Below are 15,872 nucleotides of genomic sequence, written 5' to 3'. Positions count from 1 at the left end.
GAGATCAGATCACGCCCCTGGATACTGCGGCGGCGAAAAGCGTCGCACAATGACGTGAGGACGCCATCGCGTGTTTCCGGTAACGGACCCGGGGCCATGGCGTGAATAACTGAATGCGGTGGCACTACTCACGCAGGTAGTGGGCGGGCAGGCGCATCGCAATTACTGTCGTCGGCATACCGGTTCGACGAGAGCGGTGAAACGACTGTGGATGTGCTGGTCCAAAAATATGGCGGTACCTCTTTGCAGACGCTTGACCGCGTTCACCACGCCGCCCTCCGCATCGCGAAGGCGCGGCGCCGCGGACCGTCGGTGGCCGTGGTCGTCTCGGCGCGCGGTGGCAGGACGGACGATCTGCTGCGGCTCGCGGCGGACGTGGGCGCCGCGGCGCCGTCCCGGGAACTGGACCAACTGCTGGCCGTGGGCGAGAGCGAGTCGGCCGCGCTGATGGCTCTGGCCCTCAACGGCCTTGGAGTGCCCGCGATTTCACTCACCGGCCAGCAGGCCGGGATACGCACCACCGACCGGCACGGCGACGCGCTCATCGCGGAGATCGGGGCGGCGCGGGTGCGGGCGGCCCTGGACGGCGGAAAGGTCGCCGTGGTCACGGGATTCCAGGGGGTCGATCACGCCGGGGACGTCGCCACGCTCGGGCGCGGCGGCTCCGACACGACCGCGGTGGCGCTCGCGGCGCAACTCGGGGCGTCGGCCTGCGAGATCTACACCGACGTGGACGGCGTGTTCAGCGCCGATCCCCGCATCCTGCCCGCGGCCCGCTGCCTGCCGTGGATCGACCCCGGCGTCATGGCCGAGATGGCGTTCGCGGGCGCACGGATCCTGCACACCCGCTGCATCGAACTGGCTGCCATGGAAGGGGTCGAAGTGCGCGTCAGGAACGCGTCATCGCAGGCACCGGGAACGACCGTCGCCGAAAGGCGGGACAGCCGGCTCCTCGAGACCCGGCGGGCCGTGGTGGCGGTGACCCATGACACCGACGTCGCCCGCGTCCTTGTGCATTGCCGCGACATCCGCCGGGACCTGGCGCCCGACGTTTTCGAGGTGCTGGCCGCCGAGGGAACGGTGGTCGACCTGGTGGCCAGGTCCGGGCCCCACGAGAGCGAGTTCCGCATGGGGTTCACGATCCGCCGCAGCCAGGCCGGCCCCGTGCGGGCCGCACTGCACGAGCTGACGGCGGCCTTCGGCGGAGGCGTGCACTTCGACGAGAACGTCGGCAAGGTCTCGGTGGTCGGGATGGGCCTGCTCAGCCGCCCGGAGTACACGGCCAGGCTCATGGCGGCCCTAGCCGCGTCCGGGATTCCCACGAGCTGGATGTCCACGTCCCAGACGCGGCTCTCCGTGATCGTGCCGCGCGAGCGCACCGTCGACGCCGTCGAGACCCTGCACCGAGAGTTCCAGCTCGACCGGCATGAGCCGACAGACGTCACGTCCGCGAACTCCGGCCGTTCCGCCACCGTTTGAGAGAGGCAGGACACAGTGGCTGTACACAACGCTTCGTTCGCTCGCGATCTCCGCCTGCGACGCCTGTTCCGGCACGGCGACGGGCGCCTGCTCGTCGTGCCGCTCGATCATTCCGTCACCGACGGGCCGCTGCCCCGCGGCGATCTCGACGCCCTGCTCGGAGAGCTCGCAGGCACCGGCGTCGACGCCGTGGTGCTGCACAAGGGCAGCCTGCGCCATGTCGACCACGGCTGGTTCGGCGACATGTCGCTGATCATGCACCTGAACGCGAGTACACGGCACGCGCCGGATCCGGACGCGAAGTATCTGGTCGCCCACGTGGAGGAGGCGCTGCGGCTCGGCGCCGACGCGGTCAGCGTGCACGTCAATCTGGGCTCGCGCCAGGAGGCCCGGCAGGTCGCGGATCTGGCGGCCGTGGCGGAGGAGTGCGACCGCTGGAACGTCCCGCTGCTCGCCATGGTGTACGCCAGAGGACCGCACATCAGCGACTCGCGGGCGCCCGAACTCGTGGCGCACGCCGCGTCGCTGGCCGCCGACCTCGGCGCGGACATCGTCAAGACCGACTACGCGGGCACGCCCGAGCGGATGGCCGATGTGGTGGCGGCCTGTCCGATCCCCGTCATCGTGGCCGGCGGCCCGCGCTCCGCCGAGAGCGACGTGGTGCTGGACTTCGTGTCCGACGCGCTGAAGGGCGGTGCGTCCGGCGTGGCCATGGGACGCAACGTCTTCCAGGCCGACCAGCCCGGTTGGATGGCCGCTTCGATCGCGCGGCTCGTGCATGAATCGCGGCACGTCCCGGAGCGGGACGCCGTGGACAGCCGGCTCGCCCTCACGTCCTGAGCCCCCTCAAGTCCTGTGGACCTGTGAACTCCCTTACCTCTTCCAGGAGATACCCGTGAAACTGTGCTGGCTGGACATCCGCAACGCCGACGGAGCCAAGGAAGCCATCATCGAGGAGGCCGTCCACCAGCGGGTGGACGCCATCGTGGCGGCCGATCCGGCCGACCTGGAGCCGCTGCCCCCGACGCTGAAGAAGGTCCTGTTCCCGCGTACTCAGCCGCTGCCGGAGAAGCTGGAACCCGCCGACCTCGTCATAGTCGACCCGGCCCGCCACGGGGAGCCCGCCGAACTGGCGCAGCAGTACCCCGACGTGGAGTTCGGCAGGTACGTGGAGATCACGGACGCAGCCAGCCTCGAGGACGCCTGCCGCGCGGCACGCCTCGACAAGTGGAGCCTGCTGTACTTCCGGGACCCCACCAAGATCCCGCTGGAGATCGTGCTGGCCGCCGCGGCCGGGGCCGAGGGCAGCATCATCACGCAGGTGGCCGACGTCGAGGAAGGAGAGATCGTCTTCGGCGTCCTGGAGCACGGTTCCGACGGCGTGATGCTCGCCCCGCGCGCGGTGGGGGAGGCCACCGAACTGAAGGCCGCCGCCGTCAGCAAGGCGGCCGACCTGCCGCTGGTGGAGCTCGAGGTCACCGGGATCCGGCGCGTGGGGATGGGCGAACGGGCCTGCGTCGACACCTGCACGAACTTCCGGCTCGACGAGGGCATTCTCGTCGGCTCGCACTCCACCGGCATGATCCTGTGCTGCAGCGAGACCCACCCGCTCCCGTACATGCCGACCCGGCCGTTCCGGGTCAACGCCGGTGCGCTGCACTCCTACACGCTGTCGGCGGACGGGCGCACCAATTACCTCAGTGAACTCGTCTCCGGCGGGAGGGTCCTCGCCGTCGACGCGAAGGGCAAGTCGCGGGTCGTCACCGTGGGCCGGGTCAAGATCGAGACACGTCCCCTGCTCGCCATCGACCTGGTCTCGGCCTCGGGCGTGAAGGTCAACCTCATCGTCCAGGACGACTGGCACGTACGGGTGCTCGGTCCGGGCGGCACGGTCCTGAACGTCACGGATCTGACGGCGGGCACGAAGGTGCTGGGCCATCTGCCGGCCGAGCAACGGCACGTCGGCTACCCGATCGACGAGTTCTGCATCGAGAAGTGAGCGACGACCGCGCCGGGGGACGAGCGGTGGCAGCGATGACCGCACAGCCCGTACTGGACTTCCACGTACGCCTGGCCCCCAGGCCGGGAGCCGGTGAGCGGCTTCTGTCGACCCTGGACGAGTGCGGTCTCGAACGGGCGGTGGTGTGCGCGGGCGGCACCATCGACCTGGACCGCCTCTCCCGCCAGCTCGTCGAGGGCGGCCATGTCGAGACCGACGTCGACAACGACGCGGTCCTGGAGACCTGCGCGGGCACCGACGGCCGCCTGGTGCCGTTCTTCTTCGCCAACCCGCACCGTCCGCCGGACGAATACCGGGCCAGGGCCGCCGAGTTCCGCGGTCTGGAGGTCTCACCGGCCGTCCACGGCATCGGCCTGACCGACCCGCGCGTCGAGGAACTCGTGGGCGTGGCAGCGGAGTTCGGCCACCCGGTGTACGTGGTGTGCCTGAACCGGCCCGGCGCGGGCGTGGCCGACCTGGTCGGCCTGGCCCGACGGTTCCCGCGGGTGGACTTCGTGCTCGGGCACAGCGGCATCGGCAACATCGACTTCTACGCGCTCACCCTGATCCGGGACGAGGCCAACATCTCGCTGGAGACCTCCGGCGGCTACACGTGCGTGGCCGATGCGGCACTGGACCGCCTCGGTGCGGGGCGGGTGGTGTTCGGCTCCGAGTTCCCGCTCCAGCATCCGGCCGTGGAGCTCGCCAAGTTCCGGGCGCTGCGGATACCGCCCGAGCAGTGGCGGCAGATCGCCTGGGACAACGCGCATCGACTCTTGGGAGAGGAAAAGCGGTGACTGACCCACGTTCGAGCCTGCCTCAACTCGGCCAGTGGAACGGCCTGGAGGACCTGCGGCGCATCCAGGAGAAGCAGCTGCAGCAGACCGTCGCCTGGGCGGCCCGCTCGCCCTTCTACCGCGAGCGGCTGAACTCGGGCCCCCTGCCCGCGACCGCGGCGGACCTCGCCGCCCTGCCGCTGACCACGAAGCAGGACCTGCGGGACAACTACCCCTTCGGAATGCTCGCTGTCCCCAAGGAGCAGCTGGCCACCTACCACGAGTCGAGCGGGACGGCAGGCCACCCCACGCCCTCCTACTACACGGCGCAGGACTGGGTCGACCTGGCCGAGCGCTTCGCCCGCAAGTGGATCGGGATGTCCGGCGATGACACCTTCCTGGTGCGCACGCCGTACGCACTGCTCCTGACGGGCCATCTCGCGCACGCCGCAGGCCGGTTGCACGGTGCCACGGTGGTGCCCGGCGACAACCGGTCGCTGGCGATGCCGTACGCCCGTGTGGTCCGGGTCATGCACGACCTTGAGGTCTCGCTGACCTGGTCGGTGCCGACGGAATGCCTCATCTGGGCCGCCGCGGCGAGAGCGGCGGGGCACCGGCCCGGCGCCGACTTCCCCGCGCTGCGTGCGCTGTTCGTCGGCGGCGAGCCGCTCACCTCCGCCCGCCGCGGCCGGATCAGCCGGCTGTGGGGAGTGCCGGTCATCGAGGAGTACGGCTCCACGGAGACCGGCAGTCTCGCCGGTGAATGCCGGCACGGCCGGATGCATCTGTGGGCCGACCGGGCGCTGTTCGAGGTGTACGACCCGCGGACCGGCACCGTCAGCGCGGAGGGCGAGGGCGAGCTCGTGGTCACCCCGCTGTTCCGCGAGGCGATGCCCCTGCTGCGCTACAACCTCGAGGACAACGTCTCGGTCTCCTACGACGACTGCGCCTGCGGATGGGGTCTGCCCACGGTCCGGGTGCTCGGCCGGGCGGCGTTCGGCCACCGGGTCGGCGCCGCGACGATCACCCAGCACCAGCTGGAGGAACTCGTCTTCTCCCTGCCGGACTCCTACGAGGTGTTGTTCTGGCGGGCGAGGGCGGAACCGAACATCCTGCGCATCGAGATCGAGGTCCCCGACGAGCACCGGGCTGCCGCCCAAGCGGAGCTGTCGGCTTCGGTGCGCACCGTGCTCGGTGTCGACAGCGAGGTCATTGGTCTTGCCCCGGGGACGCTGATCCCGCACGAGGCGCTGACGGCCATGCCGGACGTGGTCAAGCCACGCAGCCTGTTCGGGCCCGACGAGGACTGGGGCAAAGCGCTCCTCTACTACTGAGCCACTACTGAGGGGGACGACATGCCGCAGCTGAGGGTGGCCGTGGCCGGCGGCGGAATCGCCGGTCTCGTCTTCGCCGTCGCCCTTCGCCGGGCCGGCATCGACTGCCACGTCTACGAGCAGACGGGACGCCTGGCCGAGGTCGGAGCGGGAGTACAGGTGGCCCCCAACGCCACCCGGCTCCTTCGCCGGTTGGGCCTGCGCGATCGCCTGCGTACCATCGCGGTCGCACCGCAGGCGATCGAGATGCGGCGCTGGGACGACGGCACGTTGCTGCAACGCACTGAGCTCGGCGAACCGTGCCGGCGCCGCTTCGGGGCGCCCTACTACACCGTGCACCGTGCCGATCTGCACAGCAGCCTGCTTGCGCTCGTTCCCCCCGACCGGGTCCACCTCGGCGCCCGGTGCGTCGCCGTGACGCAGGACGCGGACGCGGCGCGGCTGCACCTGTCGGACGGCACGGTCGTCGCGGCGGATCTGGTCGTGGGCGCCGATGGCATCCACTCGCTCGTGCGGGAGCGGATCGTGGCCGACCGGCCACGGTATTCCGGGCAGACGATCTACCGGGGTCTTGTGCCTGCCGAGCGCGTGCCCCATCTGCTCAGCGAGCCCCGGGTGCGGTTGTGGATGGGGCCGGACCAGCACTGTGTCTGCTACCCGGTGTCGTCGGGCCGGCAGGTCAGCTTCGGGGCGACGGTCGCCGCCTCGGACTGGCGGGAGGAGTCCTGGTCGGCGCGGGGTGATGTGGCCGAACTCGCGGCCGCGTACAAGGGCTGGCACGCGGACGTCACACGGCTGATCGATGCGGCGGGGACCGTCGGCCGATGGGCGCTGCACGACCGCGAGAGCGTCGACCGGCTCAGCTCGGGGCGGGTGGCGGTCATCGGCGACGCCGCGCATCCGATGCTGCCGTTCCAGGCGCAGGGCGCGAACCAGGCGATCGAGGACGCCGTCGTGCTCGCGGTCTGTCTGGCCCGAGCGGCCGCGGGTGGTCTGAGCGGTGCCCTGCGCCGCTACGAGCGGATCCGCCTGCCGCGCACCACGCGCATCCAGCGCCGATCACGTGAGAATGCCAAGGCCTTCCACCTGGCCGACGGGGACGAGCAGCGCCGTCGCGACACCGCGGCCCAGGCCTCGTCGGGTCTTGACCATCACCAGTGGCTGTTCGGGTACGACGCCGAGGAAGCCGCCACGACGAGCGGGAGTTCATGATGGAACTGACCGGAATCGAGTCGGAGGTCGCCCTGGTCACCGGCGCGGCACAGGGCATCGGCGCCGCCGTGGCGGGCACGCTGGCGGGTGCGGGAGCGCATGTCGCGGCCGTGGACCGCAACGGCGATGCGCTCGCCACCGTCGTGACCAAGCTGGAAGCCGAGGGCGTCTCCGTACGGGGCTATACCGTCGACGTGTGCGACAGCCAGGCGGTGGACGCGCTCGTGCGGCGCGTCGAGGAAGAGCTGGGGCCCATCGGGATCCTCGTCAACGCCGCCGGCGTCCTGCACTCCGGCAGGGTGGTCGACCTGCCGGACCGGCAGTGGAACGAGACCTTCTCGGTCAACGCGGGGGGCGTGTTCCACATGTCCCGCGCGGTGGCCCGGCGGATGATCGGCCGCCGCCGGGGCGCGCTGGTGACCGTGGCGTCCAACGCCGCGGGCGTACCGCGCATGGAGATGGCCGCATACGCCGCGTCCAAGGCCGCGTCCGCCCAGTTCACGCGCTGCCTGGGCCTTGAGCTCGCAGACTTCGGCATCCGGTGCAACGTCGTCTCGCCCGGCTCGACCGACACCCCCATGCTGCGCTCGATGCTCGGCGAAGGGGCCGACCCGCGGCAGGCGATCGAGGGATCACCGGCCGCGTACCGCGTCGGCATTCCCCTGCGGAAGCTGGCCCAGCCGCGGGACGTGGCCGACGCGGTCGCGTACCTGGTGTCCGACCAGGCCGGTCACGTCACGATGCACGACCTGTACGTCGATGGCGGCGCGGCCCTGCACGTATGACATCGGCGGATGACGGCATCGGACGGAAACAGGAGGCGAACGAACCATGGCCATGAACCCCATCGCGCCCTACCGCATGCCCGGCGACGGCGATCTGCCGAGCGCGGCGGTCCCCTGGCGCCCGCACCCGGACCGGGCCGTCGTGCTGGTCCACGACATGCAGCGGTACTTCCTGCGCCCGTTCCCGGCCGGACAGTCCCCGCTGAACGAGCTGGTGGCCAATGTCGCGAAGCTGCTCGCGACGGCGCGCGCGGCCGGCGTGCCGGTGATCTACACGGCACAGCCGGGCGGCATGACCCCCGAGGACCGCGGCCTGTTGAACGACTTCTGGGGTCCGGGCATGGGCACAGACGAGGCCGATCGGGGCATCGCCGACGACGTCGCGCCCGAGCCGGACGACACGGTGCTCACCAAGTGGCGCTACAGCGCGTTCTTCCGGAGCGATCTGGAGGAACGGCTGCGCCGGGCAGGACGGGACCAGCTGATCGTCTGCGGCGTCTACGCGCACATGGGGTGTCTGATCACCGCCTGTGACGCGTTCAGCCGCGACATCCAGCCGTTCCTGGTCGCGGACGCGCTGGCCGACCTGTCGCTCGACGACCACCTCATGGCGCTGCGCTACGCCGCGGACCGCTGCGCGGTCCCGTTGCCCGTCGCCGACGTGCTGGCCGAGCTGGAGAGCCGGCCGCAGACGTAACACCCGCCAATGCGGGGCGAGTTGCCCATACCGGGCCTGGACACGGTCGCCTGACCGGTCATCAGGCCGTGATGTCGAATGCAGGAAGGGACACGTCAATGTCCGATCGCGCTCAAGTCGTCGTCATCGGCGGAACATCGGGGCTCGGGCGGCATTTCGCCCAGTCGTGCGCCGAACGAGGAGACGAGGTGGTCATCACCGGCCGTACGGAGGATCGGACCAAGGCCGTCGCGCACGAGATCGGCGGGCGGACCCGTGGACTCGCACTGGACCTGACCGACCCGGAACGGATCGAGGCCGGTCTCGCCGACGTGCTTCGTGTCGACCGCCTGGTGCTCGCGGCGGTGAATCGGGACCACAACACGGTGCGCGAGTACCGTCCGGCCGACGCGACGCGCCTGCTGACGGTGAAACTCACCGGCTACACCGCGGTGTTGCACGCCCTCGCCGCACGGATGCCGGACGACGGCGCGGTCGTCCTGCTCGGCGGCCTTGCCAGTCACCGGCCCTATCCCGGCTCCACGACCGTGACGACCGCCAACGGCGGCATCAGCGCGCTGGTCAGAACGCTCGCCGTGGAACTCTCGCCGATCCGGGTCAACGCCCTGCACCCGAGCATCGTCTCCGACACGCCGTTCTGGAGCGACAAGCCCGGCGCGCGCGAGGCCGCCGCGACGCGTGCGCTCACCAGGCGGCCGGTGACGATGCAGGACTGCACCGAGGCGATCAGCTTCCTGCTGGAGAACCGCTCGATCAACGGCATCAACCTGAACATCGACGGCGGCGACGTGCTCATCTGACGCCGGTCGTGATCTGCCACGGACCCCACCGGCCGGTCGCGCCCTGCCCGTGCTCCCGCTCCGCGCGTGCGTAGCGGGAGAGATCACGGGCGGAGAACAGGCCCATGCCCGCGTTGAACCCAGCGACCGGTACCGGAAGCCGTGCCCAGTAGGCGAGCCGGCCGTCGACGTGGAACTCCGCCTGCGATGTGTCGGCCCGGTAGGTGATGGCGTAGCGGTGCTCACGCCCCGGCTCCGTCGGCACTTCCAGGACGACCCGGTGGACGTAGTGCTCGTGCGGCCGGGTCACGCCCGGGATCACCAGGCGCTCGACCAACGCGTAGAGGGTGTCGTTGGTCGCGGCGGCGTTGAGTACGACGCCGGTCTCCAGGTCGAAGAGGTTCACCGTGCCGAAGGCGTCCAGCGGGTCATGGGGGATCTGGCCGTAGGTCCGCACCGCCATGTCGACCTCGAAGGTCAGCTCTCCCGCCGCCGGCACGGGGAAGCGCCGCACGGACTGATACATCTGCTTGGCGTTGTTCTGCCTCGGGTCCGTGTCGTGGAAGCGGCTGAACGGGTTGACGGTCAGCTCGAACCGTCCGTCACCGGTACGCGTCCGCGCGTTGCGGTCCCGGTACTGGTGGCGTTCTCCGTCGGCCCCGTTTATCGCCATGATTCTCCAGCGGGCGGGATCGAGCTCGCCGCCCGTGAAACCGTCGTACGTCCACGCGTTCTTCTCCGGTGCCGAAGTCATTCAGAAACCATCGGCTCCGTCGCCTTCACCGGACATCACACGTTCACGCCGTTCGGCCGGGGCGCCACGCCATTTCCGCACCGCAAGCCGGTAATCCCGTGAATGGGCGATGCCTACGCGGGAGTCGGTGTCCGAGACTGCCGTCCTGATCGCCACGTCACGACGTCGTGCATACGACGTCCTCACCATGAGGAGGTGTCATGGGCACGATGAACTCGCCAGCGAATGTTGACCGCTATGTCGCCGTACATGACAGCGCTCAGTTCAAGGCCCTGCGTCGACAATCGAATGCCTTCATCCTCTGGGCGAGTGTCATCTTCTTCGGGTGGTGGTTCCTCGGGTGTGTGCTCGCCACCTTCGTACCGGAGTTCTTCCGGCAAGGGCTCGGCGGCCCCATGAACGTGGGCCTGCTGTTCGTCCTGCTGTCCTTCGCCTTCGTGGTGACGATCTCCGCGGTGTATCTGCGATTCGCCCGTACGCGGCTGGATCCCCTCAGTGAGCAGATCCGGGCGGACCTGGAAGGAGATCTCCGATGAGTACCGTCTTTCTCGCCGACCCACCACCTCCGGTCGACAACACGTGGGCAGCGCCCGGGGTCGCGATACCCCTCACCCTCGCTGTCGCCGTGCTCATGTACTTCCTGGTGAAGGCGGCGCGCGGCAGTGCACAGGACCCGGACGAGTTCCTGCTCGCCGGCCGGAGGATCGGCCCCGGTCAGAACGCCGTCGCGCTGGCCTCCGCGCCCATCATGTACTCGACCATGTTCATCATCACCGGTCACATCGCGCTGAGCGGCTACGACGCCGTACTCCTGCTGACGGCCTTCACGATGTCCATGATGCTCGGGGTGCTGGTGTTCGCCTCGCCCGTACGCAACTTGGGCGTGCGCACGCTGGGTGACCTGTTCGCGCTGCGGGCCCGTGAACGCCCGGCGCGGATCGCGTCGGCCGTCGTCATGCTGCTGATCTACGCCATGTTCACGATCATCAGCATGGCCGCGGTCGCCTTCATCTTCAACCGGTGGTTCGGTCTCGACTCGCTCGTGCTCCTGGCCCTCATGGTCCTGGTCGTCGGCCTGGTCACCGTGGTGTACGTGTTCGTGGGCGGGATGCGCGGAGTCACCCGGATCCTGGTGTTCAAGGCCGTGCTCGCGTTCGCCGTCGTGGCGGTGCTGACCACGCTGGTCCTCGCCAAGTTCAACATGAACCCCATCAGCCTGCTCGAACAGGCCGAGGCCAACGCCGTGACGCACAAGGGCGGTTACGACCTCCTGGGCCCCGGACGCCTCTTCGGTGAGGGCTCCGACCGGTGGATCCACCTGTCGAAGCTCTTCTGCATCGTCGTCGGGGTCGCGGCCATCCCGTTCCTCTTCATGCGCAACTTCGCGGTGACCAGCGGACGGGACGCGCGGAAGTCGGCCGGCTGGGCGTCGATGATGGTCGTGGCGTTCTATCTGTGCCTGTCCGTCGTAGGGCTCGGCGCCGTCGCGGTACTCGGCGGAGAGAACATCGGTGTGATCAAGCCCCACCGTGACATCAGCCTGCCCAAGCTCGCGGACGACCTCGGCGGGCCGGTCATGGTCGGCACGCTCGCCGTGATCGCCCTCCTGACCATCGTCGGAGTCTTCGCGGCGCTGCTGATCAACGCGGTGACGGCCGTCACCAAGGACATCAATGTGGTGCGTGGCCGGCGGTTGGCCCCGGACGCCGAGCTGAAGGACATCCGGCGCAACGTGGTGATCATCGGCATCGCCTCCGTCATCGGCGGTGTCGTGATGCTGCCGGTGCGCACCCACATCTTCATCCCGACATCCATCGACGTGGCGGGCGCCGCGGTCCTGCCCGCGGTCGTCTACGCGCTGTTCTGGCGGCGCTTCAACACCTCAGGACTGCTGTGGACGGTCTACGGCGGAATCGCCGTGACCATGTTCATGGTCGTGTTCTCCAACGGAGTGTCGGCCGAGGACGACGCGATCTTCCCCCATGCCGACTTCAAGTTCGTGGACATCGAACCCGGCCTCGTCTCGGTGCCCGTCGCCTTCCTGCTGGGCTACATCGGCACGGTGATCAGCAGGGAGCGCAACGACGCAAGCTTCGCCGAGATGCAGGTACGGGCCCTCACGGGCGCCACACCTGCCGCGCGCAAGGAAGCCCCGCCCCTCAGTGGCGCGGACGCGCGTGAACCGCAGAGCCGCACGCCCAGCGAAGCGCACTGAACAAACCGAGAACGGTGTGGGGCGGCCGGGCCGCCCCACACCCCCTGGGGAGGCAATCGTGGATCCGGCACCGGTTCTGGTCGTGGGCGCGGGCCCAGTCGGCATGGTCACCGCTCTGGCGCTCGCGCGCCAAGGCGTGCACTGCGTGCTCGTCGACCGAGACTTCGAGACGTCAGTTCACCCGAAGCTGGACTACGTCAACTCCCGCAGCATGGAGTTCTTCCGGCAACTCGGCATCGCTGACGACGTCAGGGCCGCCGGTGTCGAGCCGGAGCATCCGGCCGACGTGATCTGGTCGACCGGCCTCGCCGGCGAGCCGATCACCACGTGGGACCTTCCCTCGGTGGACGAGGAGTGGCGCCGCATCGCCGAGCACAACGACGGCACCCAGCCCACCGAGCCCGGCCAGCGGATCTCGCAGATCGACCTGGAGCCTGTCCTGCGGGCCCGCTGCCGACGCGAACCGCTCATCGATCTACGCTGCGGCCTGCGGTTCGATTCCCTCACCCAGGACGACGACGGGGTGACCAGCCGCCTTGTCGACGTGATGACCGGCGACCCGGTCCGGGTCCGCTCCCGGTACGTGATCGGTTGCGACGGGGCGTCCAGCCAGGTCCGCGAGGCGGTGGGCATCGGCCAGGAGGGCTTCGACGTACCCGGGTTGCCGGGCGCCTTCATGGTGCACTTCAAGAGCCGCGATCTGGACACCCTGCACCGGCACGGACGGTTCTGGCACTACTTCGCCTTCCGCTACATCATCATCGCCCAGGACGAGGCGGACACCTGGACCGCGCACGTCAACGGCATGGAGCCGGCCGAATTCGACACACCACCAGCCGATCCGGCGGCCTTCCTGCGCGAGACGATGCAGGCGGACCTGAAGATCGACAAGGTGCTCCTGACCTCTCGCTGGCGCCCCGGCTTCATGATCGCGGACCGCTACCGCGCCGGACGGGTCCTCCTCGCGGGCGACTCCGCCCACCGCATGTTCCCGACCGGTGCCTACGGCATGAACACGGGAATCGGCGACGCGATCGACGCGGCCTGGAAGACCGCCGCTCTCGTCAAGGGCTTCGGCGGCCCCCGCCTCCTCGACAGCTACGAGGCCGAACGCCACCCGGTGGGTCTGCGCAACATGCACACCTCGCACCGGCACCTCGGCGTGCACCTCGAGGCGGGTCAACTCCTGCGCGGGGGCGCTCCGCTGGAGGAAGTCGCCGCTCTTCTCGAAGCCGAGCGGGGCGAGAACGAGTACAGGGGTATCGAACTGGGCTACCGCTACAACGACTCGCCCGTCGTCTGCCACGAGGACGCACCCGAACCCGTGTGGAACCCCCATGAGTACACGCCGACGACCTGGCCAGGAGGCCGTCCGCCCAGTCTCCTCCTCGACGACGGGAAACCGATCTACGACCGCTTCACCCCGTCCTTCACGCTCGTCGACTTCGTGGGCGACGGCGGCGCCGACGCCCTCCTCGACGAGGCGGCCGCGCAGGGCCTGCCGGTCAGCCACAGCGTGGTGACCGACGCGGGCGCCCGGAAGGCATGGGAACGCGACCTTGTACTCCTCCGGCCCGACCACCATGTGGCCTGGCGCGGGAACAACGCAGAACCGAACCCGGCCGATGTGGTCCGGCGCGTACGAGGTGCCCTGTGACCCGGCTCGGGCCGTGGCAGGACATGCCGGCGGCCCAGCAACCGGACTGGCGCGATCACGCCGGATACCGCGAGGCCTGCGAGGGTCTCGCGTCGGCTCCGCCGCTCGTGACGGCCGCGGAGGTCCGGCGGCTGCGGCGATCGCTGGCGAGACTGCTGACGACCGAGGCCCTTCTGCTTCAACTGGGCGACTGCGCCGAGAGCTTCTACGCCTGCGAGCCTCGGCATACCGCGCAGAAGCTGCGGGTCATCGACGGTCTTGGCGACCGGTTCAGCGAACTCACCGGCCGCAGCGTCATGCGCGTCGGCCGTATGGGCGGACAGTTCGCCAAACCCCGCTCCCAGGCGACCGAACGCCACGGCGCACTGACCATTCCCTCGTTCCAGGGCCATCTGATCAATTCGGAGATCGCTTCACCGCTGACCCGGAAGGCCGACCCGCGGCGGATGACGTGGGCCTACGAGGCGAGCGACAAAGTGCAGCGTGCGATGCGGACCCACCGCCAGGGCGGCTACCGTCTCCCGGCGACGGAAGGGCCGTGGTCGAGCCACGAGGCCCTGGTGATCGACTACGAATCACACCTGGTCCGTCGCGACCCGGACACCGATGACCTGTACCTCGCCTCGACACACCTGCCATGGGTGGGGGAGCGCACACGCCAACCCGACCACGCGCATGTCGCCCTGCTCTCCGCCGTGGTCAACCCCGTGGGATGCAAGATCGGACCGACCGCGGACCCCGACGACGTACTGCGGGTGTGCGAGGCGCTCGATCCACGGCGAGAGCCCGGCCGACTCGTGCTGATACCGCGGATGGGCGCCCACCGGATTCAGGAGGCCCTGCCGCCCCTCGTCCGCCGTGTGGCGAACGCGGGACACCCGGTGGTCTGGCTGAGCGATCCCATGCACGGCAACACGGTCAAGTCACGGCTCGGCCTGAAGACACGTCATCTCACCGACGTGATCACCGAGGCGCTCCGGTTCCGCGACATCCTCGCGGAGAACCGGCAGCACGCGGCCGGGCTCCACATCGAGGTCGCGGCGGACGACGTGACGGAATGCGTCGGCGGAACAGTGGAGAACGAGGAAGAGCTGCGACGCCACTACACCTCGCTGTGCGATCCGAGGCTCAACGCCGACCAGGCCACCGAACTCATCGAAGCGTGGGCGAAGGGCACGGCGACGGGCCGCTCCTAAGGACGCGCAGGGCTCGCCCTCTGCTCGAGCTCCCGCGCCAGCTCGAGCCAGGCTCCGGCGCACGACCGGGCCAACTCGGCGACAGAGCCTTGCCAGTGCGGTGGCACGGCGTCGATCAGCGCGCCCCACTCGACCGGATCGATGAGGTGGCCGTCGACCCAGCGGACGAAGGCGCGGCCGTTTTCCGCGTACCGCACCGCGGGGTCCCGGCTCAGATCGCCCCGCACCGAACGCCAGTCGATGCTCTGCCGGGTGTTCTGCGACGGCTCGCGCTCCTTGGCGCAGACGTGCCGAGACGTCAACACCGGGTCCTGGCCCGCGCGCAGGCGTTCCCGCACGTCTCGCGCCGTACCCACCGAGACCCCGGCCTCCCTGGCGATGGCCCGCAGCGGCGCGTCGGGGTTCATGGCGATCACCTCGCTCGCCCGGCGTCTGCCGGCGGAAGCGTCCACGGGGCGGACGCGCCCGTCACGCCCCACGCGGCCGGTCTCCCGCTCGGCAGGGGCGAAGGAACGCTGCCGGATCGCGCTCACCGTCGTCGGAGAAAGACCGGCGGCAGCCGCGACGGCCCGGTCCGACCACTGCCGGTACTCCGCGAGGATGCGAAAGGCCGCCGCCTCACGGTCGGCGAGTGAAAGCGGAAGACCGTGCTTGATATTGGAATCGACAGAGAGCAGAAAGGCCTCTTTGTCGTCGCCTTCGAAGAAGGTGACGGAGATGGTCTCGTCGCCCCGTAGCTGCGCGGCCCGCAGGCGGTGCATTCCGTCGATGACCCGCATGGTGCCCTGGTGCACGAGAATCGGCGGAAGGTCCTGCGTCGCGGCGAGGAGTTGGACGTGCTCAGAATTCTCCCCGGCAAGTCGAGGTGAATCACCGGGAATCAGCGAGGATATCGGCACCGAAACCGAGACCGTCTTGTTCAATGCGACCGGGCTCTCCACATTGCTCCACATTCGAGCATCATCGCCAACGGGTCTCGTTGTGAGCAA

At 69.6% G+C, this 15,872-nt stretch carries 15 protein-coding genes; 13 read left to right on the top strand and 2 right to left on the bottom strand.

All coding sequences use genetic code 11. From position 1 onward, the window contains the following. Positions 1–207 precede the first annotated feature (207 nt). The 9 genes from E5671_RS08065 to E5671_RS08025 all read left to right on the top strand — a co-directional run bounded on the left by E5671_RS08065 (position 208) and on the right by E5671_RS08025 (position 9,082). A complete protein-coding gene (locus E5671_RS08065; protein WP_336605701.1) occupies positions 208–1,479 on the top strand; it encodes an aspartate kinase in 1,272 nt (423 codons plus the stop codon). Positions 1,480–1,494: 15 nt separating this feature from the next. Continuing rightward, positions 1,495–2,319, top strand: a complete 825-nt coding sequence (locus tag E5671_RS08060) for a 2-amino-3,7-dideoxy-D-threo-hept-6-ulosonate synthase (RefSeq protein ID WP_160503152.1) — start codon at positions 1,495–1,497, stop codon at positions 2,317–2,319. 55 nt (positions 2,320–2,374) lie between these two features. Further along, positions 2,375–3,478 carry a 3-dehydroquinate synthase II family protein gene (locus E5671_RS08055; protein WP_160503151.1) on the top strand — a complete coding sequence of 368 codons (1,104 nt, stop codon included), beginning with the start codon at positions 2,375–2,377 and terminating at the stop codon, positions 3,476–3,478. A gap of 35 nt (positions 3,479–3,513) precedes the next feature. Beyond that, positions 3,514–4,275 (top strand): amidohydrolase family protein, encoded by a 762-nt coding sequence (locus tag E5671_RS08050; RefSeq protein ID WP_160503150.1) that lies wholly within the window; start codon positions 3,514–3,516, stop codon positions 4,273–4,275. After that, complete coding sequence (locus tag E5671_RS08045) at positions 4,272–5,588, top strand: AMP-binding protein (protein ID WP_160503149.1); 1,317 nt, start codon at positions 4,272–4,274, stop codon at positions 5,586–5,588. Before E5671_RS08050 ends, E5671_RS08045 begins: the two co-directional genes overlap by 4 nt. Positions 5,589–5,609: 21 nt before the next feature. Further along, positions 5,610–6,800, top strand: a complete 1,191-nt coding sequence (locus tag E5671_RS08040; protein WP_160503148.1) for an FAD-dependent monooxygenase — start codon at positions 5,610–5,612, stop codon at positions 6,798–6,800. Continuing rightward, positions 6,800–7,585: a 2,3-dihydro-2,3-dihydroxybenzoate dehydrogenase gene (locus tag E5671_RS08035; RefSeq protein WP_160503147.1), complete on the top strand. Its 786-nt coding sequence runs from the start codon at positions 6,800–6,802 to the stop codon at positions 7,583–7,585. Before E5671_RS08040 ends, E5671_RS08035 begins: the two co-directional genes overlap by 1 nt. Positions 7,586–7,631: 46 nt before the next feature. Beyond that, a complete protein-coding gene (locus E5671_RS08030) occupies positions 7,632–8,282 on the top strand; it encodes an isochorismatase family protein (protein WP_160503146.1) in 651 nt (216 codons plus the stop codon). A 98-nt stretch (positions 8,283–8,380) separates the two neighbouring features. Beyond that, positions 8,381–9,082, top strand: coding sequence for an SDR family NAD(P)-dependent oxidoreductase (locus tag E5671_RS08025; protein ID WP_160503145.1), 702 nt, complete (start codon positions 8,381–8,383; stop codon positions 9,080–9,082). Here E5671_RS08025 and E5671_RS08020 read toward each other — a convergent pair. Next, on the bottom strand, positions 9,075–9,815 hold the full coding sequence (locus E5671_RS08020) for a DUF6081 family protein (protein WP_160503144.1): 741 nt from the start codon (positions 9,813–9,815) through the stop codon (positions 9,075–9,077). The two genes, E5671_RS08025 and E5671_RS08020, sit on opposite strands and share 8 nt — an antisense overlap. Positions 9,816–10,015: 200 nt before the next feature. Here E5671_RS08020 and E5671_RS08015 point away from each other — a divergent pair, with 200 nt between their 5' ends. The 4 genes from E5671_RS08015 to E5671_RS08000 are packed head-to-tail and all read left to right on the top strand — an operon-like array spanning position 10,016 to position 14,883. Further along, positions 10,016–10,351 carry a DUF485 domain-containing protein gene (locus E5671_RS08015; RefSeq protein WP_160503143.1) on the top strand — a complete coding sequence of 112 codons (336 nt, stop codon included), beginning with the start codon at positions 10,016–10,018 and terminating at the stop codon, positions 10,349–10,351. Continuing rightward, positions 10,348–12,030: a solute symporter family protein gene (locus E5671_RS08010; RefSeq protein ID WP_160503142.1), complete on the top strand. Its 1,683-nt coding sequence runs from the start codon at positions 10,348–10,350 to the stop codon at positions 12,028–12,030. Before E5671_RS08015 ends, E5671_RS08010 begins: the two co-directional genes overlap by 4 nt. Before the next feature lie 58 nt (positions 12,031–12,088). Next, positions 12,089–13,687 (top strand): FAD-dependent monooxygenase, encoded by a 1,599-nt coding sequence (locus tag E5671_RS08005; protein ID WP_336605700.1) that lies wholly within the window; start codon positions 12,089–12,091, stop codon positions 13,685–13,687. Then, positions 13,684–14,883 (top strand): 3-deoxy-7-phosphoheptulonate synthase, encoded by a 1,200-nt coding sequence (locus E5671_RS08000; protein ID WP_336605699.1) that lies wholly within the window; start codon positions 13,684–13,686, stop codon positions 14,881–14,883. The genes E5671_RS08005 and E5671_RS08000 overlap by 4 nt, the downstream gene beginning before the upstream one ends. Here the strand turns inward: E5671_RS08000 and E5671_RS07995 are convergent. After that, positions 14,880–15,836, bottom strand: a complete 957-nt coding sequence (locus tag E5671_RS07995; RefSeq protein ID WP_160503139.1) for a ParB/RepB/Spo0J family partition protein — start codon at positions 15,834–15,836, stop codon at positions 14,880–14,882. The two genes, E5671_RS08000 and E5671_RS07995, sit on opposite strands and share 4 nt — an antisense overlap. Between the last annotated feature and the right edge of the window lie 36 nt (positions 15,837–15,872).

It is taken from the genome of Streptomyces sp. BA2, assembly GCF_009769735.1.
Classification (GTDB): Bacteria; Actinomycetota; Actinomycetes; order Streptomycetales; family Streptomycetaceae; genus Streptomyces.
Note: the sequence above shows the minus strand (reverse complement) of the source record. Positions and strands in the feature narration are given on the sequence as shown.